Annotated in this window: 27 protein-coding genes; 20 read left to right on the top strand and 7 right to left on the bottom strand. The window is 57.7% G+C overall.

Annotated elements, in window-relative coordinates; genetic code table 11:
* Positions 1-226 precede the first annotated feature (226 nt).
* Positions 227-487, top strand: a complete 261-nt coding sequence (locus I6F16_RS35875) for a hypothetical protein (protein WP_225174565.1) — start codon at positions 227-229, stop codon at positions 485-487.
* 823 nt (positions 488-1,310) lie between these two features.
* Here I6F16_RS35875 and I6F16_RS35870 read toward each other — a convergent pair.
* On the bottom strand, positions 1,311-1,685 hold the full coding sequence (locus I6F16_RS35870) for a cupin domain-containing protein (protein WP_225174564.1): 375 nt from the start codon (positions 1,683-1,685) through the stop codon (positions 1,311-1,313).
* A 314-nt stretch (positions 1,686-1,999) separates the two neighbouring features.
* Between I6F16_RS35870 and I6F16_RS35865 the strand changes: the two genes are divergently transcribed.
* The 3 genes from I6F16_RS35865 to I6F16_RS35855 all read left to right on the top strand — a co-directional run bounded on the left by I6F16_RS35865 (position 2,000) and on the right by I6F16_RS35855 (position 4,781).
* Positions 2,000-2,167, top strand: coding sequence for a hypothetical protein (locus I6F16_RS35865; RefSeq protein ID WP_225152107.1), 168 nt, complete (start codon positions 2,000-2,002; stop codon positions 2,165-2,167).
* A gap of 231 nt (positions 2,168-2,398) precedes the next feature.
* The gene (locus I6F16_RS35860) at positions 2,399-3,778 is read left to right on the top strand and encodes an AAA family ATPase (protein WP_225174563.1); all 1,380 of its coding nucleotides are present in this window, start codon (positions 2,399-2,401) and stop codon (positions 3,776-3,778) included.
* A 298-nt stretch (positions 3,779-4,076) separates the two neighbouring features.
* Positions 4,077-4,781, top strand: a complete 705-nt coding sequence (locus tag I6F16_RS35855; RefSeq protein ID WP_225174562.1) for a hypothetical protein — start codon at positions 4,077-4,079, stop codon at positions 4,779-4,781.
* A 51-nt stretch (positions 4,782-4,832) separates the two neighbouring features.
* Here the strand turns inward: I6F16_RS35855 and I6F16_RS35850 are convergent, their stop codons facing one another.
* Complete coding sequence (locus I6F16_RS35850) at positions 4,833-4,988, bottom strand: hypothetical protein (RefSeq protein WP_225152101.1); 156 nt, start codon at positions 4,986-4,988, stop codon at positions 4,833-4,835.
* 184 nt (positions 4,989-5,172) lie between these two features.
* Here I6F16_RS35850 and I6F16_RS35845 point away from each other — a divergent pair, with 184 nt between their 5' ends.
* From I6F16_RS35845 to I6F16_RS35805, 9 genes are all read left to right on the top strand, one after another.
* The gene (locus I6F16_RS35845) at positions 5,173-5,490 is read left to right on the top strand and encodes a hypothetical protein (RefSeq protein ID WP_225174561.1); all 318 of its coding nucleotides are present in this window, start codon (positions 5,173-5,175) and stop codon (positions 5,488-5,490) included.
* Positions 5,491-5,749: 259 nt separating this feature from the next.
* Positions 5,750-6,286: a hypothetical protein gene (locus tag I6F16_RS35840; RefSeq protein ID WP_225174560.1), complete on the top strand. Its 537-nt coding sequence runs from the start codon at positions 5,750-5,752 to the stop codon at positions 6,284-6,286.
* Positions 6,286-6,870 (top strand): hypothetical protein, encoded by a 585-nt coding sequence (locus tag I6F16_RS35835; protein WP_225174559.1) that lies wholly within the window; start codon positions 6,286-6,288, stop codon positions 6,868-6,870. Before I6F16_RS35840 ends, I6F16_RS35835 begins: the two co-directional genes overlap by 1 nt.
* Positions 6,871-7,029: 159 nt before the next feature.
* On the top strand, positions 7,030-7,608 hold the full coding sequence (locus I6F16_RS35830; protein ID WP_225174558.1) for an HK97 family phage prohead protease: 579 nt from the start codon (positions 7,030-7,032) through the stop codon (positions 7,606-7,608).
* A gap of 304 nt (positions 7,609-7,912) precedes the next feature.
* Positions 7,913-8,131, top strand: a complete 219-nt coding sequence (locus tag I6F16_RS35825) for an HNH endonuclease signature motif containing protein (RefSeq protein ID WP_225174557.1) — start codon at positions 7,913-7,915, stop codon at positions 8,129-8,131.
* A gap of 324 nt (positions 8,132-8,455) precedes the next feature.
* A complete protein-coding gene (locus tag I6F16_RS35820; RefSeq protein ID WP_225174556.1) occupies positions 8,456-8,629 on the top strand; it encodes a hypothetical protein in 174 nt (57 codons plus the stop codon).
* Positions 8,626-10,266: a carbohydrate-binding protein gene (locus I6F16_RS35815; protein ID WP_225174555.1), complete on the top strand. Its 1,641-nt coding sequence runs from the start codon at positions 8,626-8,628 to the stop codon at positions 10,264-10,266. Before I6F16_RS35820 ends, I6F16_RS35815 begins: the two co-directional genes overlap by 4 nt.
* Before the next feature lie 49 nt (positions 10,267-10,315).
* Positions 10,316-12,286, top strand: coding sequence for a phage tail length tape measure family protein (locus I6F16_RS35810; RefSeq protein WP_225174554.1), 1,971 nt, complete (start codon positions 10,316-10,318; stop codon positions 12,284-12,286).
* 151 nt (positions 12,287-12,437) lie between these two features.
* Positions 12,438-12,707, top strand: coding sequence for a hypothetical protein (locus tag I6F16_RS35805; protein WP_225174573.1), 270 nt, complete (start codon positions 12,438-12,440; stop codon positions 12,705-12,707).
* On the opposite strand, the gene I6F16_RS35800 is transcribed toward I6F16_RS35805, so the two are convergent.
* The 4 genes from I6F16_RS35800 to I6F16_RS35785 form a co-directional block, all read right to left on the bottom strand.
* Positions 12,615-12,881, bottom strand: a complete 267-nt coding sequence (locus I6F16_RS35800; protein ID WP_225174553.1) for a DUF1883 domain-containing protein — start codon at positions 12,879-12,881, stop codon at positions 12,615-12,617. The two genes, I6F16_RS35805 and I6F16_RS35800, sit on opposite strands and share 93 nt — an antisense overlap.
* Positions 12,882-12,990: 109 nt before the next feature.
* Positions 12,991-13,644: a toll/interleukin-1 receptor domain-containing protein gene (locus tag I6F16_RS35795; RefSeq protein ID WP_225174552.1), complete on the bottom strand. Its 654-nt coding sequence runs from the start codon at positions 13,642-13,644 to the stop codon at positions 12,991-12,993.
* A 5-nt stretch (positions 13,645-13,649) separates the two neighbouring features.
* A complete protein-coding gene (locus I6F16_RS35790; RefSeq protein WP_225174551.1) occupies positions 13,650-14,135 on the bottom strand; it encodes a TIR domain-containing protein in 486 nt (161 codons plus the stop codon).
* A gap of 18 nt (positions 14,136-14,153) precedes the next feature.
* The gene (locus I6F16_RS35785; RefSeq protein ID WP_225174550.1) at positions 14,154-14,630 is read right to left on the bottom strand and encodes a DUF4231 domain-containing protein; all 477 of its coding nucleotides are present in this window, start codon (positions 14,628-14,630) and stop codon (positions 14,154-14,156) included.
* 205 nt (positions 14,631-14,835) lie between these two features.
* Here I6F16_RS35785 and I6F16_RS35780 point away from each other — a divergent pair, with 205 nt between their 5' ends.
* From I6F16_RS35780 to I6F16_RS35765, 4 genes are all read left to right on the top strand, one after another.
* Positions 14,836-15,225, top strand: a complete 390-nt coding sequence (locus I6F16_RS35780) for a hypothetical protein (protein WP_225174549.1) — start codon at positions 14,836-14,838, stop codon at positions 15,223-15,225.
* Positions 15,222-15,635, top strand: a complete 414-nt coding sequence (locus tag I6F16_RS35775; protein ID WP_225174548.1) for a hypothetical protein — start codon at positions 15,222-15,224, stop codon at positions 15,633-15,635. The genes I6F16_RS35780 and I6F16_RS35775 overlap by 4 nt, the downstream gene beginning before the upstream one ends.
* A 118-nt stretch (positions 15,636-15,753) precedes the next feature.
* Positions 15,754-15,987 (top strand): hypothetical protein, encoded by a 234-nt coding sequence (locus I6F16_RS35770; RefSeq protein WP_225174547.1) that lies wholly within the window; start codon positions 15,754-15,756, stop codon positions 15,985-15,987.
* On the top strand, positions 15,984-16,529 hold the full coding sequence (locus I6F16_RS35765; RefSeq protein WP_225174546.1) for a hypothetical protein: 546 nt from the start codon (positions 15,984-15,986) through the stop codon (positions 16,527-16,529). Before I6F16_RS35770 ends, I6F16_RS35765 begins: the two co-directional genes overlap by 4 nt.
* Positions 16,530-16,592: 63 nt before the next feature.
* On the opposite strand, the gene I6F16_RS35760 is transcribed toward I6F16_RS35765, so the two are convergent.
* The gene (locus tag I6F16_RS35760) at positions 16,593-16,793 is read right to left on the bottom strand and encodes a ribbon-helix-helix domain-containing protein (protein WP_225174545.1); all 201 of its coding nucleotides are present in this window, start codon (positions 16,791-16,793) and stop codon (positions 16,593-16,595) included.
* A gap of 67 nt (positions 16,794-16,860) precedes the next feature.
* Between I6F16_RS35760 and I6F16_RS35755 the strand changes: the two genes are divergently transcribed.
* The 3 genes from I6F16_RS35755 to I6F16_RS35745 all read left to right on the top strand — a co-directional run bounded on the left by I6F16_RS35755 (position 16,861) and on the right by I6F16_RS35745 (position 18,752).
* Positions 16,861-17,250, top strand: a complete 390-nt coding sequence (locus I6F16_RS35755) for a hypothetical protein (RefSeq protein WP_225174544.1) — start codon at positions 16,861-16,863, stop codon at positions 17,248-17,250.
* Positions 17,251-17,398: 148 nt separating this feature from the next.
* The gene (locus I6F16_RS35750) at positions 17,399-17,671 is read left to right on the top strand and encodes a hypothetical protein (protein WP_225174543.1); all 273 of its coding nucleotides are present in this window, start codon (positions 17,399-17,401) and stop codon (positions 17,669-17,671) included.
* On the top strand, positions 17,634-18,752 hold the full coding sequence (locus I6F16_RS35745) for a site-specific integrase (RefSeq protein WP_225174542.1): 1,119 nt from the start codon (positions 17,634-17,636) through the stop codon (positions 18,750-18,752). Before I6F16_RS35750 ends, I6F16_RS35745 begins: the two co-directional genes overlap by 38 nt.
* Positions 18,753-18,795 lie beyond the last annotated feature (43 nt).

Raw genomic sequence — 18,795 nt, 5'->3', positions numbered from 1 at the left:
ACGTAATGTACCAACAGTTCCTTTACCGCCCGAGCGTGTTGCTCCGGCCACAGATTGGAACGTTTCGTACAGCGACACCCGCAATCTACTTTAGAGATGTACTGCACCGAATTTGGATGCGGGTGCTATCAACGCTTTTATCGCTTTGGTGCTTCCAAGCGTTGACGAAGGAGCAAGCAGATCTATGATGTCTCTCTGTTTTCAGACCATTTTAGTGAGTCGTGTTATGTCACATGCGATGGAGTTGATTGTAGAGGGCTTTATTCGATTGAAGGACCGTCAGTTCCTTGAGAATCTAATGATGCATCGAGGTCGGTTGGCGATGGATTTGAAGGCCAGGACGGGTTTCGACTGCAAGGCAACAATAGCTAAGATCGATCAGGACATCTCCATCATTGAAGCTGGATTGAGTGCTCTTTCCAATCCGGTGTTAGGAGAGGAAGGCCTGCCGAAGATCCGGGCTGCGCAATCGCAGAAGAATTTCTGAGTCGGGGACTCGCTACGTAGTCTGCCAACAGGCAGACTTCGCGTTAGCAAGGAAGTTTTGCCTTGAGAATCCCAATGCCAAGAGCGGTCGTCGAATGGGCGCGGCTTAACGTACCTATCCTTGCCGGCTGTTGCTGACTGCCGGGGGCGCCAGCGCCGCCGAACTGGCTCTACTCGCTAAGGCTCACCGAGTCAGCCGATTGCCGCGAAGATGCGGAACGTCTGTCTGACCATGCGGTGTCGATCCCTCGCGGAACAACCTTTTTGGGCATTCTCAACGGCTTAGCGGGTCGGTTAGCCAACCATTCGCCTACTGTGATCGTTGATGAAATTCCTCTACTGGCAACCCGCCAAGCCGGCGAAGGCTCTTAAGGTGTGGGCGGCTGGACTAATTTGTTCGTCAGATACAACCGCACAACCGGATAAATCACTTCTAAGTTGTGTATCCCTTTTGTTCTCCGGATGAGAACCCGTGGAATTAAATAGGTCAGTGTTTGTTCCCCATGCGTGTATTTATAAGCGGAACACCTAGAAGTATGGGCGCCTGATTTGTGGCCTCAATCCAGTCCAGGAACGACCGGCAAGCGACGGGATTGGTGCTTCGCTCCGGCTCCGTATCCCCCTGCGTGTCGGAGTAATTCAAACGGCCCCAGCCGCCGCCAAAGCTGGGGCCGTTCGCTCATGTGAACCTGCGCCCAACTCACGTCGGCGCAGCCGTTCATGCTACTATCCTGAGCCGCGCCGATCGTGCGGAACGTCGCGGCACCCGGCCGCAGGAATTGTCTCAGGGCAGCGCCTGCGGCCGTTTGTTCTTGTAGCGGGCGTTACTGAGCCAGCTCCATCATGGGCTTGCCCTTGTCGATTATGTGGACGGTCAGCATCTTCAGGGGCTTGTCACCGGCAATTTTGAAACCTGCATGCGGCACATCGCGGACGTTGATTACTGCCGCACCAGTGGGAAATTGAATCTCTTTGCCATCCGGGAGCGCGAGTGTTGCGCCATCGAGCACGTACACTGCCTCTTCGCCGTGGTGAGTGTGGCGAGGAAGGCCGTTCCCGGGTGGCACGTCAACGACGCTGACGATGATTTCCATGTTCGTACCGGTGAGATCGGCGCGCTTCAATTCTTGGCGATTTGTCTGGGCTTGAGCGCCGAAGGTGAGGGCGGCGAAAAAAAGAACGGCAGCTAAGCGGAGCATGTCACACTCCCTGAAAATGCGCGCCGTTTGGCGCTGTTAAATGGCTCATTCAGTACCGTCGCGACGCAACGGCCATTTAGAAAGCTGCTTTGCCAATATCGGGACCACCACATGGGCGGTCGTAAACCCTATGCTCGCTAAGGTGGAGGGCAATTCACGAGGCAGTGAAGGCTGAGATTGGACATTCTTCGTGACCAGCCCTTTACCGGACTCGCGCTGGCTTCCTAGCTCTCTGCTGCCGTTTTTGAGGGCGCCCCATTTAGCATTTTCGGGCGCCGCGCCCACTATCCAATAGAACCCAACGGAGCCCACGAATGACGCTCGGCCAGCAAATCGTTGCCGATTGGAAGCAACGCTATCAACCGCATGATCAATTGCATGAGCGCGTCGTCGTCCGAGAGGAGCGTGCGTTTTACGCGATCGACGGTGAGCGCGTGATCTACGGCATCGCGCGGCGCACCGAGGAAAGGAACAATACTTGAGGATATTGTCGGTCCGACCAGGGCGAGCACCGATAATCGGGCACGTCGATGTCGAGACGTCGCCCGGGGTAAGGCTGTACGGCCTGCGCGTATCTCGCGCGCCAGATGGATCGTACAGAGTGTTCGGACTCAGCAACGAGCACGGCCGCACCTGCGCATTTGATCGCGACGCGGTCAACGCGATTGCCAACGCAACAATTCAGTTTTTGACCATGAATGGACCTTCGCACAATGTCTGCGCTGCCAGCTAAATCCTTCACCGCGACCCCGTTCGTTTTCAAAGATCCTACGACGCTGCCGCCAATCGGCATGACGGCAGAGCCCATCTTTGAAGAGATGGATCCGGAGATACTCAAGATTGTTAGGCAATCGATTGCCGCGCGCGAGATCGTCGAGGCGGAGGCATCTTCGGCAAACGATAAAGATGCGGGCGCGACCGGAAAGCCTGCCTTTGCTCTCACGCCATACCTTCCACAGGAACCCGCCAAACTGCCTCGCCGCGATTGGCTGTTTGCGCGGCACTACATCCGCAAGTATGTGTCGGTAACAGTATCGCCGGGTGGCCTCGGTAAGACATCGAATAGCATCGTCGAAGCGCTCGCCATGGTCTCTGGAAGACCCCTTCTATCGCACGATGGCGATGGCGGGCTGTCAGGGCGACTACGGGTCGCGCTATTCAATGGTGAAGACCCGCGCGACGAGATGACTCGGCGGATCGAAGCTGCTCGCCTTCATTACAAATTGAAGCCGGAAGACATTGCTGGTCTTTTCCTGGACGTCGGCCGAGAGCAGGAACTTGTCATTGTCGAGGAAACCAGGAGAGGCATCGATCTCCGCCAGCCCGTGGTGGAGGCTGTGGTTGAGCACATCGTGACCAACGGAATCGACGCCATGATCGTCGACCCGTTCGTCTCGACGCACCGCGTTAACGAAAACGACAATGGCGCAATTGATAGGGTTGCCAAGTTATGGGGCCAGATCGCCGATCGTACCAATTGTTCAATCGAGCTGGTCCACCATCTGCGCAAATTGAACGACAGCAAGGAAGCCACAATAGACGATGCGCGGGGAGCCATTGCCCTCATCGGCGCCGCGCGCTCCGTGCGGCTCTTGAACCGAATGTCGGCTGACCAAGCCAAGGAGGCTGGCGTGCCTCCGCAAGAGGCCTCTAGCCACTTCTACGTCATCAGCGGCAAAGCCAACATGATCAAGCAGGACAATCGACGCGATTGGCGCAGGTTGGAAAGCGTGGGTCTAGGCAACACTGATGGCCTGCAGAAACCTCAGGACCATGTGGGCGTTGTGACGCCTTGGCGTTTCCCTTCGAAGGCGGAGACCGCAGAAAAGGCAGTCGGCGATGTGACGCCAAACCAGATGGAGAACATTCTGGTCAGGCTGAAAAATCAAACCGGCTTACTCGCGAGAAACTCAGGTAACTGGGCCGGCTTCCATGTGATGGACGCGCTCGGACTTAACCGTGAAGACAAGGACGACCGCGATTTGGCGGCGAAGATACTTGGTGGCCTGATTGCAGACGGAACCCTTGTGGTCAGGGAGGAGGAAGACCACCGCCGTCACACGAAAAACGTGGTTCGCCCTGGGGCGGAATAGTTTGCGCCAGTGCTTGCGCCAGTACCTGCGCCAGTGCGCCAGTAATTTCCCTTTTTGCACCTGCGCCAGTGCGCCAGTACCACCCTTGGGGGACTGGCACATCTGGTGCGGTGCGCCAGTGTGGATCGTTTAGAAGCAGAGCACTGGCGCAAAACAGCCCCCGGGCGAGGGGCCACCGCAATCCCTCAGATCGGCCGCGATTATCACCGGACGCCCCCTCGCAAACTAAATCCCGCGAGTTTTCAGATTGTAGCAAAAGGCCGCGCAGACGGCCGTCAGCACATCACGTCGAGGTACCATGACCCCAGCGAACGACAACGGCCCCATTAAGGCCGACGACTTCACCGACCTTGCAGCCCGCCGCGCATGGCTTGCCTCCGCTCCAGCCACGCATGCCGCCCACCGCGAGGTCAGTCCCGTTGAGACTTGGGCAAAGCGCCAAGGAGATCAAGAAACCTTCCTCGGCCTCCGGCTATGGCGCACCCTCAACGAGCCGCCGCGCGTAGCTGCGAACGACAACGAGCCCGAGGACGAGGATGTGGAGGCCGGCGAGCAGTCGGTCGCTCCGAACCTCGATCGCGAGCTGGTCGATGTTTCGGCCAAGCAGCTGATCTATGCCTACGAACACGGCATGACCCGCTGGGTGGGTAATCGGCTTGTGAAGGTTTGGTCTGGGCACCAGTGGACGACCCCGGACGCTGAGTTTGGAGGGGTGCGCCAGCGGAAAAGCGAGAAGGCCGACACCGAAAATTGGGACGCTGAGATGCCCGACGCTCAAGCAGAGTTGGCGCGCGTGTTGGACACCGAGAAGCTGCGTGCCCGCCTAGGCCACAAGGTGACCAGGATCTTGGACATGGCGACATTCGACAGCACACTCGCGGAGATTGGTGAGTATCTGGGACTCAGCGGGCAGTATGCGGTTCGGATGGCCGGTAAGGAGGTCCGCGCGGCGGTGGTGGCGATGAACGCGGCTATCGCAGGCAGTGAGAGGGTGGCGGCTTAAAGCCAGAAGGCGACGTTCACTCGCCTTCACTCCTCTCAGGACTGCAGAGCCTTAAAGATCTCGGAGTCCACGTCGTTTCATCTCGTCCTCCACCTCTTTGAGCAACTTGAGGAGTTCGGGACCGTCCATGTCCTCACGCGCGGCACGCTTGTAGCGCTCCACAATCGTCAGCTCAGTCTCTGAAAAAGGCCCTGCCTCGTTTCCCATCGCCGTCTCCCGACCCCTTAGAAGGCGGGAGCATTGCGGCTCTCAGTCACCGATAGAGGCCACGAGCCGTGCGGTGATGCCGAACGCTAGCACGGCGGCAATGGCACTGTCTCTGCAAAAATTGAGGGAACGATCAGTCCGGCCGCAATGTAGCTGGTCGCGTTGCGGATCTCTGGTCACCGGCGTGTCAAGGAACTGGCTCGTCGGCTTCCATAGCGACGACCGGATGATTGGTGGCAGTTTTCAGCATCATCGTTCCTTGGAGCAAAATACCGGATTCGTCGCGGACCTGGATGGACAGGGAGCCTTGTCTGCCGGCGAGCGCCATGTCTCGCGCCGCGTCGGCAAGCGCAACCAACGCAGCTTTTTCGGCCGCTTCGAGGTTGGAAGATCCTCGCCGGATTCATCAGTCCAAATGCCCGGCGTCGTCGCGATAGTCAAAAAAATAGCGCGGCATACGGTTATGAATCCGGCGGCGCCGGCAACGTTCCTGCATCGATAGCCAGTCTCTTGATCCAAGTTCAACTGAGTTCCGCCATCCATTCCCTCAGGGGCCCCACATTCAGGGGGGCTCAGGCATGTACGCTCGCAAGCCCTCCAATCCCTTTAGTCTTTAGAGGCAGATTTTCTGCCCCGACGTGTTGTGCAACTCGCGCCGGTTCGATCCCGGCGCACCTTTTCCCCGGGCCTTAGGCCGTGAAGCCGCTAGTCGGCTCATTCTTGTACATCCAATCGACATTTTCCACTGAGGAGTAGAAAACTTGGCGAAGCTCGCCGACGTCCTCGCTGCGGTAGACTCCCTTGGATTCGACCCAGCGCGAGTCAAACATGTTGCCCGCCGCCTGAGCGAGGCTGGGAAGATCCCGTCTGGAGGACCCGCACGGTCCCCAGAGCTGAGCGAGGACGATGTCTTGCGCTTGATTACCGCCGTAGCAACCTCGCCAAAGCTTCGCCAGGCAGAAACGTCTGTCGATACCTACGGAGCATTGACACCCGTTGGTGCTCAGATTGCGGTCGATGCTCCCGACGTTTTTCGATGGAATGCGGCCGATGCCATCGCCGTCGAAGTCAGTTTGGCGCGGGCGGGCGAAGGCCAGGCCCGGCATTCCTTCCTTAGCTTTGTCCGGTCGTGGCCGGAAATCGTGATTGAGCGACCAGAGGGCCGAGTCGTGCGATTCCGCCAGCCTGGGGCAAACGCCGGGCATTGGGTGAAAGGTGGTCACCGGACGGCAACCACGATTCCGGTCGCCGCGGTTGCCGATATTCTTGATGCACTATTTGGAAAGGTTGGAAACTGATGGCACCTTTGAAAAAGAAACCCGCCGACACTTATGTCGTGCCGAGCTTGATTGAAAGCTCCCCCGAATACGCCAGCCTGCTGGCCAAACAGGTTGAACTGCAAACCCGCTATGGCGAACTGAACACCGAGCGCGGCTTGCTTCGGCGCGAGATCGAAGTGGCTAAGGCTGCCGGCGGGAAACATCCTTCGCTCGCTGTGGCGGCGCTGCTTGGCGACAACACGGAAGCGAGCGTCGCAGGACTTTCGAAGAAGCTGCGTGAAGTCGGAACGGAGATGGCGAACGTTGAGGCCGCCACGGAAATCTTGCGCAGGCGTATTGATGAAGCGCGGGACGCGGCGAGCAAGGTCGTTTGCGACACGGTGCGCCAGGAATATCAGCGCCGCCTGGCCGCTCTGTGTGAGGCTGCCAGGGCTCTCGAAGTGGCCCGAGAAGACCATGACACGCTGCTGGACGATGTAGAGCGCGAGGACGTGCGCCTCGGCTATCTGCCGCCGGTGCGGCCGTTCTTTCTCGGCGACCGCGGGCAGGGCCACGTTCATCAGTTTATCCGCGAGGCGAAGGGTGCCGGTTACAATGTCTAAAACCAACGTCTACTCCGGCGATAAAAGTAAGCTCGGCGTTGTTTCGCGGAGCGTGAAGTTCGCGGGCGAGAAGAGGCATCGTACGACGGATGAGTCAGCCGTTGAGATCGCAAGGCGAATGATCGAGGAGCGGCGAAAGAAGCGCGGAGTCGAGGCGCGATGAGCGAAGCGGGGATAATCTCCGGCTATGCCATCCGATGGTCCGATAGGGCAAGCATAGGCAGTTTCCTAGAACAGTTCGATCCTTCCGCTTTCCGGGAACACCTCAGAACTGAGCCCGACGTGGTTGCACTTTGGAGCCATCAAGACGACCGTCCGCTGGGGCGTGTGAGCAACAGAACGCTCCGCATTCGGCCCGATGCAGTTGGACTCTGGTACACGCTGGCGCCCGATTCAACATCTCCAGACGGGCAAGAGGCCATCGCATCGGTGCGATCGGGCTTGGTGCATCAAGTGTCGATTGGCTTTTGGCCCGACGAAGAGAACTGGTCATGGGCGGATGATGACACGCCGTTGCGCACGATTACGAAGGCCGAATTGAGGGAGATCTCACTCGTAACGTGGCCTGCGTACCAAGACACGAGCGCCCACTACGTTGCGCCGGTCGTCGCTGATCGATCCTCTTCAGAGGTGTCAAAATCTATAGAGATGAAGTTTCGGTCTATGCCGGTCGCTAACCATCAGGCAGCCAAGAGACGCATCGATGCGAAGCAGCGTGCAAGGGGAATCTTGAAATGACTATCAATGGTCTGGTGCATTCGTGGAATTGGCGGCAGCATCGCGGAATCGTTGAGCTTGATGACCGCAGAACGCTCCAGGTACATGCAAGCGACCTTGCTGCGGCACGACGCCAACCGGCGTGGATGGGCCCGTTCAGGCTACGCTCCGGGGACCGGGCTGAGTTCGTGGTTGATGATGGCGGCAACATAACTGATGTGCTGCGGGTTTGGTGAGGCGCTGTGTCCCAAGGCCGCTCCAAAGCCGCGTTGGCATGGCAGCACCTCTACTCCAGCAGTCGCTGGAAGCTGCTTAGGAACATCAAATGGCGTTCGAACCGCTGTGCCGCTTTTGCTTGGAGCAGCAAATCGTTGAGGCGGCCACCGTGGTGGATCACATCAAGCCCCACAAAGGCGATGAGACGTTGTTCTTCGCCGCTGACAACCTTCAGAGCCTTTGCAAGCCATGCCACGACGGAACCAAACAGCGCATCGAGCTGGGGCAGAACGTCGTGATGTTCGGGGCTGATGGATGGCCCCTGTAGGGCTGGGTCGGATCTCTATGGCCGTGGGACGTAGTTAGCGGCGGCCCCCACTTTCGCACGCATCTGCAATTCAAATGTTGAGGCTTACGTGGCTAGGCCGCGAATTCCGAAGGCCAAGGCGAAACTTGAGGCGCGCGACAAGATCAACGCTGGTCGCTTCAAAAATCGCAAGGAGCCGACGTCAGACGCCGCGCTTGGCAGATCAAAGTTCCGCGCCAATCCGCTGGATCCAGAGCCCCGATCTCTAATCGGTTGCGACACAGAGCCGGTCGAGGTCGTGCTCGATCTGCGGGCGCAGATGTTGAAGAGGATAGGGGACCACCCATGAAAATCAATCTCGGCAATCTGCCGCCCGACCTAACCGAACCACCACCGGACGCAAAAGGCTGGATCGCCTTCCAGCCATCCAGCGGCAGGGTTTGGTGGAAGATCGACGGTAAATGGCTCCCAATCGACGAGGCGCTTGCGCTTCGCGAAGCAAGGAAACTTTCAAATTGACGGCACCACTTAATTCATACTCCACCGGCACCGTCTCGGTTTCCGCGGACGGAACGACCGTTACCGGCACGAGCACTCTTTGGCTCGATACGGGGAACGTCAAGCCAGGCGACCTTTTCCAGAGTGGTCATTTCCTTGCGCAGATCACCGACGTCACGGACGACACACACATGGTCATCACGCCATGGCCCGGTTCGACGCTGAGTGGGGCGGACTATGTCGTCTGGAAAGTCTCGCAACAGCGCATCGTCGGTGCGACCTACGCACAGTCGGTCAGCGACCTGGTCGGCGCGCTCGATACGTCGGGTTTCTTCGTATTCGTCAACATCAATCAAACGGTGCCGGATCCCTCACTCGGCAACGAAGGTCAATACGCGTTCCAGCCGACTACAGGCAAGACTTGGGTCAAGACGGGCGGCGCCTGGTCGTATCTCGGCATCTTCAAGGCGTTTCAGTTCAAAGGCGCGTGGAGTGGCGCAACCGCATATCTCGTCGGCGACGTCGTTACGCTGAGCGGATCGAGCTATGTGTGTGTGCTCGACCACACCAACCAGACGCCGCCGAACACGACCTATTGGCAATTGCTCGCGAGCAAGGGCGACACGGGCTCAACAGGCGCGACCGGCGCAGGCTACGGCGGCACGTCGACCACATCGCGCACGATCGGCACGGGTTTGCAATCATTCGACACGCAGGCGGGGCTCGCTTATTCCGCAGGTGCCCGCGTGCGTGCTACCTCGGCGGCGAATACATCCAACTGGATGGAAGGTATTGTAACTGTATATAACGTACTCGGAAGCCCGCTGACGATCAACGTCGACAAGACCAACGGCAGTGGCACACTTGCGGATTGGAATTTCAACGTCGTGGGTCAGCCGGGTGCGGGCGATCTGTCGTCGGCGAACAATCTGTCGGAGTTGACGGCTACGGCAGCGACAGCCCGTAGCAATCTTGGCGTCAAACAAGGAATTGCGCTCGCGGCGTCGCAAGACTTCAACGCGGTGACGACGGCTGGCACGTATCATACTGTAGATGGTGCTTCTGCGAATGCTCCGGTAACGGCAGAGTACTGGTATCTTTTTGTAGAGCAATTCAATCCCACAACATATGTAAAGCAAACAGCAACACGAGTTAATCTACCTGGGGAATCATATATCCGAACTTGTGTTGCCGGAACATGGGGGTCGTGGAAGCAGGTGCTCAGCGGTGTAGGTCATATTCCAGGCATCGCATCCAACGCAGCAGCATCGGCCGGCGAGATCGGGGAGGTTATCTCCGCGAGCGGAACGTCGGGCTCCCTGACAAGCGGGGTGACGACGAATCTTGGTTCAATCCCGCTGGGTGCGGGAGACTGGGATATTACAGCGACGATACAGTTCAACGCTAGCGGCGGCACCACCATCACAGACTACAATGGGGCAATCTCGGCGAGCACCGCCAACCTGACTCCTTACGGGACGTCGCTTGCGTTCACGCAACGCGTACCAGCGGCTGCGGATCATAGCGAGTATTTCGCTTTTCCACCCGTGCAGGCACTTATAAACGCAACCACGTCGTTTTATCTCAATGCGCGGTCTGTATTCACCGGCACGGCGCCCACGGCCACTTGGAGCCTTCGAGCAAGGCGGATGCGTTAGCTATGGTGGCGCAGCAACGTAATTTGAGAATCAATTCCGGAGAGCCGAATTGGCTGACAACGAACAACTAATCTTATCGATTTCGGCCGACACGCGAGCAATGCAGCGCCAGCTTGATAAGCTGGTAGGGCAGATCGGCGTGGTTGACAATAGCCTTGGGAATGCCTTCACCAAGGCACCCAAGAAGATTGACGACGTCGCAAAGTCGCTCTGTGGCGCGAAGTTTCAGACCGCTAACCTTGCGGCGCAATTTCAGGACATTGCGGTTCAGCTGCAGGGTGGCCAGTCGCCGTTCACCGTGGCCCTGCAGCAGGGCACCCAGATCAGCCAAGTTCTGGGGCAGGGCGGTGCTGCGGGGGCTGTGTCGCTTCTGAGCAGCGCTTTCGCGTCGTTGCTGACGCCTACAAGCCTCGCCACGATTGCGACGATCGCGCTGGGCGGCGCGGCGGTGCAGTATGTGAGCAAGGCGCTCGGTGGCGTCGGCGATTTGGATGACAAGCTGAAGGCACACTCGGACCTCATCAAGTCGCTGAGAGATTCCTACGGCGAGGCCGGCAAGGGTGTTGATACGGCGGTCAAGGAGGCGGCCGCCGTTCTAAAGACACTTCTTGGCTTCAAAACTGACGATATTAAGAAAGAGTTTCAGTCCCTTTCGGTCAGCATATCTAAGTCTCTCTCGGATTTTAGAATCACCGGACTTGGGCCGGCGATCGAGGAGAATTCACGCAAGTTTTCTGCGTTCAGTGACGAGATCACGGCGTTTAAAACGAGCGTCAAGAATGGCACGCCTGATGTGCTCGCCTTTCGGCGTGCGATCCAAGAAATCGCAGATAGCACATCCGATGAAAAGACGCGCGATTTGGCCAAGGAGTTGCTTGACCTAACGTCGAAGGCCGGTACCGCGCAGCTTGCCATTGAGGGGACATCGAGGGCGCTGCGCAATTTTGACGCCACCGCACTCGCTGCAGCCCAACAGGGCGAAGCATTTGCCGACGCCATGAAGAAGCTTAGCGGCACGGTCACGCCAAATCTCGATGACCGGGAAAAGATCCTCAAGAACTACCTGGCCGCGCTGGAGCAGGCCGGCAGCACGGAAGAGCGTCTAGCTGTAGTGCGCGAGCGCGACAATCAACTCGCGATCCTGTCCTACAACGAACGTAAGAAGGCTGCTGAGGATGCTGCCAGCGCCCAGGAGCAGGCGCTAAAGAGCTTTCAAAACCAGATCAACTCACAGTCTAAGCAGAATGCCAGGACGCTTGGAGCTGCGGCTGGATTTGACGCTGGTATCGGTGAGCTTACCAGGCTGGAAACCCAATACAAACTGACGGAGGCCGCGCAACAGGCATTCAAGAGGGTAACTCCGGAAGTAGCAGCCGAGATCGATAAGGTCGCCACCGCCGCCGGAAACGCTGCCGCTGAATTGGCGAAGGCGCGGGTCGTTGCTAATACTGATTTCGCCGTTAAGACGGCATTTCTCACGCCAGAAGACTTGGCGATTGCTCAGCAGTTGAGGGGCATCTACGGCAACGATGTGCCAGCGGCGCTGGCGTCCACCGAGGCGGCCGGACTGCGTGCGGCGTACGCGCTCCAGCAAATCAGTCAGGTCGGGCAGGACATCACCCGCAGTGTTCTGGCCGATTTCACCCAGCAGATTCGGAACGGCGCGTCGGCAATGGACGCGCTTAAAACCGCTGGCCTGAACGCGCTAAGTAAGCTGTCTGATAAACTCGCTCAGATGGCTGCTGATAACCTTTGGAACGCAGCATTCGGCGGCAGTGGTGGTGGGTTCAATTTAGCCAGCTTGTTTGGCGGTGGCGGTAGCGCTTCCGCTGGACCCATCACGTTGGGCGGGCCCAGCGGGCCAGTACCGTTTTTCGCCAGCGGCACGAACTACGCCCCTGGTGGCATGGCAGTTGTTGGGAGGAGGGGCCAGAGCTGGTCAATCTTCCTCGTGGTTCTCAGGTCATTCCTAATGATGTGCTGCGAGCCGGGGTGGGTGGGAGCGTTTCGGCGCCCGTGACGATTAGCATTGATGCGCGCGGCGCCGATCGAGAGGGGTTGGCGCGCGTGCAGGCGCAGCTGGCTCAGCTTGAAGCGGAGCTGCCGGGGCGGGTTGTCGCGACGGTGAAGCGGGCGAGGACGGGGAGGGCGTTGTGATGGTGGGGAATAGAATGAGAGATGCACAAAGTGTGGATGTTTGCGATGAAAACGGTGAGGTGATCTGGCGTCGTTTTCGTCGGGATGGTCACAGCGGTGGAACGGCAAGTCGAAACTATATCGCGGACGGTTCCCAGCACAGGATAATCGAGGCGTTGGCCGAGGCGTTGTGTCAGGCTCGCGCCGAGATGTCAGCTTTTGATGTAGCCGATGTTGTATCTGATGTTGGCTCGGCCACCACCCAGGTCAATCACTGTATTCCAATGCCCGTCACCAGGCACTGATACGCGCGCGGGAAAATGCGTGAAGTGACCACCATAGTAGCGATACTGTCGTCCCGTCCTGTACAAGCTGTAATTGCTATCGTCCATGACGATGACGTTGCACTGATGTGAGCACTCCACAACGACAACGTCGCCGCTCGATAGATACTCACGCGCATGAATATAATCAGCCATAGCTCCCACCTTCCGGTATTCTCGCAGCAACTATAGTGAATGCTGCCTAGTTGTGGACCAGCCTTTGTCGCCAATTCCGTGTGTCGCGTTTCAGCCTCTCATGGGACGATCAGCGCTTGTAACGCGACAGAATTTCGCCCAGCTCCTTCCTTACGGTCGGATCAAGCAGATGCCCGTGCGATTCGAGAAGAGGAGGCAAGTATTTGGTCGCGCATTCGCTTGCGTGACATACCTGATCGTTCACCGTCGAGACCCGCAGAACTTCCGCCACCTGAGCATCAGTTGCCGACTTCACGAATGGCTGCAGAAGGCTGAAGTGATATTCGGCGCTGCGATAGCTGCGGGATTTACCTAGCAACGCGATAAGGGCGTCAATGGTGAAGGTTTGATCACACCTAAAAAGTCCGTTGGTAAATGACGACAGCTGCGGATTACCACCATCGATTTTGATTGATTGAACGTGATTAAAAAATCCCGCGGGTACAGTCCCGTCGAGAGAAACTGGAACGATGGTCATGTGGGGATCTGCTGCAGCGATGCCACTTTCCTGCGCGCACCACACGGACGAAAAGTAGTCGGAGCTGAGTATCGACACGAACAGGTCTCGTTGCGCTAGCTCTGACAGGAGCGTTAGCCGCCACTCCTCGGATACTTGGATGTCTTCGTGAGCAAGAAAGCACTCAACGCCGAGAGTTTCAAGGAGGGTTTTTACTTTGCCTGCAACTGCCTTGTTGGCCGTTGTATAGCTTAAAAAGGCCTTCATCCGGCTCACTCCCAACTGATATCGTAGTATCGATAGCCGGCAGCCTTTGTCTGAGCGTCGAGGCTGCGCCATTCGCGGGGCCAGTTATTGAGCGCGTAGCTAATCGCGTTTTTCTTGAATGGTATGTGGACGGCGCAAACATCCTTCAATATTGGGGGGCAGAGTGTATCGTCCCGGGTGTTTTTCCCATTCAAGTTTGCGACGATGATGGGAAGGCCGAGCGCAATCGCTAGTTCAATTTCCCACCGGACAAATTTGTATAGATGCTTCGTGCTCTCTCCGACAATGACGATCAAAGCATCTGATTTGCTCATGCGCTGTTTAAGGGCGCTCTTTACATAGGTTTCGTTCTGGGCGCGCGATGTCATTGAGTCCAGGTCGTGGGCATCTTCAAAATCGAAATCGACTCGGTTGTTGGTTTTCCATCCTTTCATAAAGGCGTAGGCCCACTTATCCTTATCGCCGTCGAACGCAACGTAGACAGGCCCCATCAAACCCTCCCGCTTTGCTTAGTTTGGTGACCTAGCAGGCCTGCGCTGCGCTTGCGAGTTGTCAGCAGCGCGCTCTTGACTCGCAATCCATTTGGAATGCTCGGTCGAAATCAAGCTTTCGGTTCTCTCAACGAGCAGGCGCCTTGCATCCGCGTCCTCAAGCCCGTCATAGGGATCTGCGCGTTCGATGTAAGCGTATTTTTCGTGGCGGAGAGCTTCGCAGGTGGATCGGTAAGTGATCCAATTATGCTGCCATTGGTTCAGGTGCTGGATGGCCTCACAAACCGCTATGAAGCCACCTAAGATCGCCGTCTGCACCTTATAATCCATCAGCGCCGCAATCGGAATCACGGCCGACGCAATCGTCACCAGGTACTTGCCAACCTTATAACTGCGTTGCGCGGAGCCGCTTTTTGAATCGTACCACTTTATTTGCTGCTCTAGCCGCTCGTAGCCGCAATCCGGCTCAATGAATTCGCTTCTCTTCCAAAACACCGTTTAGCTCCCCTCAACCAATCCAACCGCAACCAAGGCGAGAGCGCAAGCCGTAGTGCACCGGATTGCCGGCCTTTAGTTGTGGAGATGAGGAGGCGGTCGCTTTACCGCCCCCGAATCAGGAGCGGGGCTGACGCGGATTTCGGTGTATAGGGCGACCTGCCACCGTTGACTCTTAAAGTATCGGAGGGTGTCATCAGCCCCGATGCAATCAGAAATCATTCCGCCGTCGCCGAAAGGATCAGGCCCGTTTGGTTGGCTGTCCCATATCCAATGGGGGCATGGAATGATCGGAAAGGCGACTGTCGCATTGGTGGTCTTGCTCGTGGTGCTAGCGATCGGGCTCGCGCGCGTCACCAGCGAGGCGGGGATATTGATCATCGTCGGTATCGGCGCGGTAGCGTTCCTGGCCTTTCTCGGCTTTCAAGCTTGGTTCGCGAGCCGCCACCCTGATCTAGCTGCGACGGAGGGGCCAACCTATGTACAGACTAGGCAAATCGAGCTTGCGGCAAAGAATCTTCCGGCGCCCCCCATCACTGAACTCGTGCCTGACCCTCAAAATCCAACGCAGCTGAAGCCGGCCGGCCTGCAATGACCGAACGTTTCTTGCACATCGGATTTACGTTCAACGAAGGCTTGCCCAAGGTGCAGGACCTTGAGCCAGTGTTCAATGTCCTCGCGCCGGACTGGCTGCGTTACTCCCCAACATGCTGGTTGGTTTGGACCGGGAGGCCTGCCAGCGATTTCTTTTACGGCATTAAGCCAATCATCGGGGCGTCGGATTCGATGCTGATCGTGAAGGTCGACATGAGTGACCGCAACGGAATCCAGCCTCAATGGGTTTGGGAGTGGATGGACCGGAAGCGCACGCTTGGGCCGCCGCCGCCGCCCGCTCCGCCACCCAAAGACCTGCCCAACTTGCTTGCTCTGGCAGGGCTCGGGAAGGCCTCGACGAGCCCAATAGGCGGACTGCTTGGTCTGATCGACAAAGATCCAAAGAAGTAGTCCCGACGCGCCGAAGACTCGTTATCCGCAACTATTTGAGTTCTTTAGCAGCCAATACTTGAAACTGCAGCAGCGGCCCCTCTATGGTTGATTGAGGTTTTTGGAGGGGAGAGGGGTCATGGCTGCTGCGGGTCACGGTCTTCTTATAAAATACGGTCTCGCAAGTGAACCGAGTGATTTGCAGGCCCGTCGTTGGGCTGATCGCGTTCGAGAACTCATCCGCCAAGGCATGTCCAAGGATGCTGCTGGGGATGCGGCAGCTAAGCAAATTTTCCCAGACTATCGCACGCGGGTCTATGCATCGGAGGGCGACACGATTGATACGCTGTTGCGGTTAGCGGAGCAAAAGTGATCGATCTCGCTTATTGGTTTGGGATCGCTAAGGATAATTTTTCTCCAGTCCAATGGTTTTTTGGAGGTGCGATCGGCTTTCTAGCGACTCGATGGACCCTCACAAAAAAGGAGCGCTTGGACGCAGAACAAAAACTCTTTGAGAACGGCAGAGACCTGATGCTGGCACAAAATGCGCGCTATCAGGAATTCACGAACGCTCTTCAGAAATACATCACCAAGAAAAAAGACCCAACGTTCGATGATTTCTTATCGATTGCGACGGCGGGGGACAATTATTTCCATCAGCTCACTATAGTTAGCAACGCCATTTTAGCCGGCAAGGTGGATTCGCACTCGCGAGACGCAACGTTGGTACCTCGCATTGAAGAAGCAATAAAAAGCAATTTACCCGGCTACTATTCCACGCTGCAAAGCATAGCTGCCCGCAAAGGGTATGAGTACAGCGGGAAGCTGCAGCGTTCGCAATATCAGGCCATCTACGCGGTCGTTGAAAAATACGGAAACATGAGGCCCCCCATCCAAGATGAGGAGCGTTCTTAGCTTTGCTCCAGGCCTTCTCACCAGCCGTTGAAGCCAGTTGCCGCGCGAGCGATAGGCGGGCGCCTAAGCCTTGGGCTTCGCCTTCAGCGCCAGCCGCATCAGCGTCCGAATAGCTTCTGGTCGCGTGGCGGCTTCGTCCTGCTCTGCAATCCAACTGTCGACGGCTGACAAGTCATCCGGCTGCAGGCGAACGCCCACCAGCGTGCCTTTGCCAGTAGCAGGTGGCCCTCGTTTTTTCCGTGTTATCACGAATTGGCGCTTCATGGAATCTGTGTTAACACGGTTTCGGGGCCGGTCAAATGAACCGGACTATCAAGGGGTGCATCACATTATGCCTGATCAATACAAAACCTGTACAAAAACCGATACAATCGCTGCACTTTCCACAACCGGCACGGTCAAGTCCGCACCGAGCCTTTCCCAGCTTCTCCAAGCCCACAAGATAGTGGCCGACATGATCAGCGCGGCGACGCGCGACCCTTTGGTCGAGAAATATCGAGCGACCGCCGAAGCACTGCGCTGGGATATTTCAAGCGCCCGTGCCACGTCCTGGGAAGAGTTTGGGCAAAAGGTCCAGCTGCTGGTCGACAACACGACCGAAGGGACCGGAGAGGACTGGCTGACCGCGATTCAGGAGGGCATCTATTGGGATTTGCAGCAGCTGAATGGCGAGAGGGCCGCTGCCGAGCGATCAGCGGTGGCGCTGCAGGCCGCGGAATAGGCCGTGGTATAATTAGCCTATGGTGGTGAATCGCCGGCCACTGGATTGTTGAGACCCAGCAGCGAAGCGCCAGCGGTTCACCACCCACCCTTGCGCGTCGGCATTAGCCGGCGAGGTTTTCAGAGCAATCTTTTCAAGGGGCACGCTCTTGCCCGTTCCCGCCAATGACAATCGTATGCAGCCGCGTGGTCTCCGTCGCGCGGCTGCAGCGCGCTATCTGGGCATCAGTCCGACTCACTTCGACAAGCAGGTGCTGGCTGGCGCCGTCCCCAAGCCGCTGGAGCTATTCGGCGTGAACATCTGGGACCGGGCGGCGCTGGACCGACTGTTCGATGGTGCGCCTCCGCCGGCCAACGACAACGAATGGGACTGCGTCCTGAGTCATGACAAAGAGACCGAGGCATCTTCACGTCTACACTGACCGCCACGGACACGAGCGCATTTACCTGCGCAAACCGGGCGAAAAGCGCGTTCCGCTGGCTGGACCGCTGTTCAGCTACCAGTTCTGGGAGGCCTACCACAGGGCCGCGCAGAGCGTCGCTGTGGCCATCCAGACCGGTACCCAGCCGGAGGACCGCAACCCGCCAGGCAGCGTTTCGGCGGCTATTGCGGGCTACTACGGCAGCGCGGAATACAAGCAGCTAGCCGACAGCTCGCGCAGCAACCGCAGGCGCATCCTGGAGCGTTTTCGAAAGGAACACGGAGCGAAGTCTCTGGCCAAGCTGGAGACGAAGCACATCAACGCCATCATCGACAAAAAAGCTGACAAGCCGGCGGCGGCGAACGAACTGCGCAAGCTGCTGCACATCGTGTTTGAATGGGCTATTGGCGCGGGCGAGATCACCGAGAACCCGATCAAGCGGGCCAAGCGCGTCAAGTACGTTAAGCGCTCTCACCGGGCTTGGACGGATGCAGACGTTGAGGCTTACCGCAAGCGTTGGGCTGAAGGTACGCCGCAGCGGCTCGGGCTAGAGCTGTTCATCCACACCGGCCTACGCCGCAGCGACGCCGTGCGGCTTGGCTGGGAGCATATCGCTGACGGCTGGATTACCATCACCACCGTCAAGTCGCGGCACCGAAAGACGCTGAACATCCCGATCCATCCGACCCTCTGGCACCACATTAAGGACACCCCGCGCAACCAGCGGACCTTCCTACACACGAAGTGGGGCAAGGACCGCAGCGCGAAGGGGGCAACGAACTGGATCCGTGATGCTGCTCACGAGGCCGGCCTGCCTTCCGACTCGTCGCCACATGGCCTGCGTCATGCGATCTGTGTTCGGCTCGCTGAGGCAGGGTGCACCCCGCACCAGATTCAGGCCATCACCGGTCACGACAACTTGGCTGAGATCGAGACCTACACAAAGGCCGTCAGTCAGAAGCGGTTGGCACAAATTGCCATGGACAGTTTGGCTAACCACCAAAGCGGGTTAGCCAATTTCGACGCTAACATATTGAAATTGCTGGATAATCTGGCGCTCCCTAGCGGAAGAGCATTTTGAGCTGCGCGCTGGAGGCTCTCGCGTTCGGAACCCGCCCTTTGGG

This window comes from Bradyrhizobium sp. IC4060, from assembly GCF_020193715.1.
Taxonomy (GTDB): Bacteria; Pseudomonadota; Alphaproteobacteria; order Rhizobiales; family Xanthobacteraceae; genus Bradyrhizobium; species Bradyrhizobium yuanmingense.
This window is presented reverse-complemented; position numbering and strand designations above follow the sequence as displayed.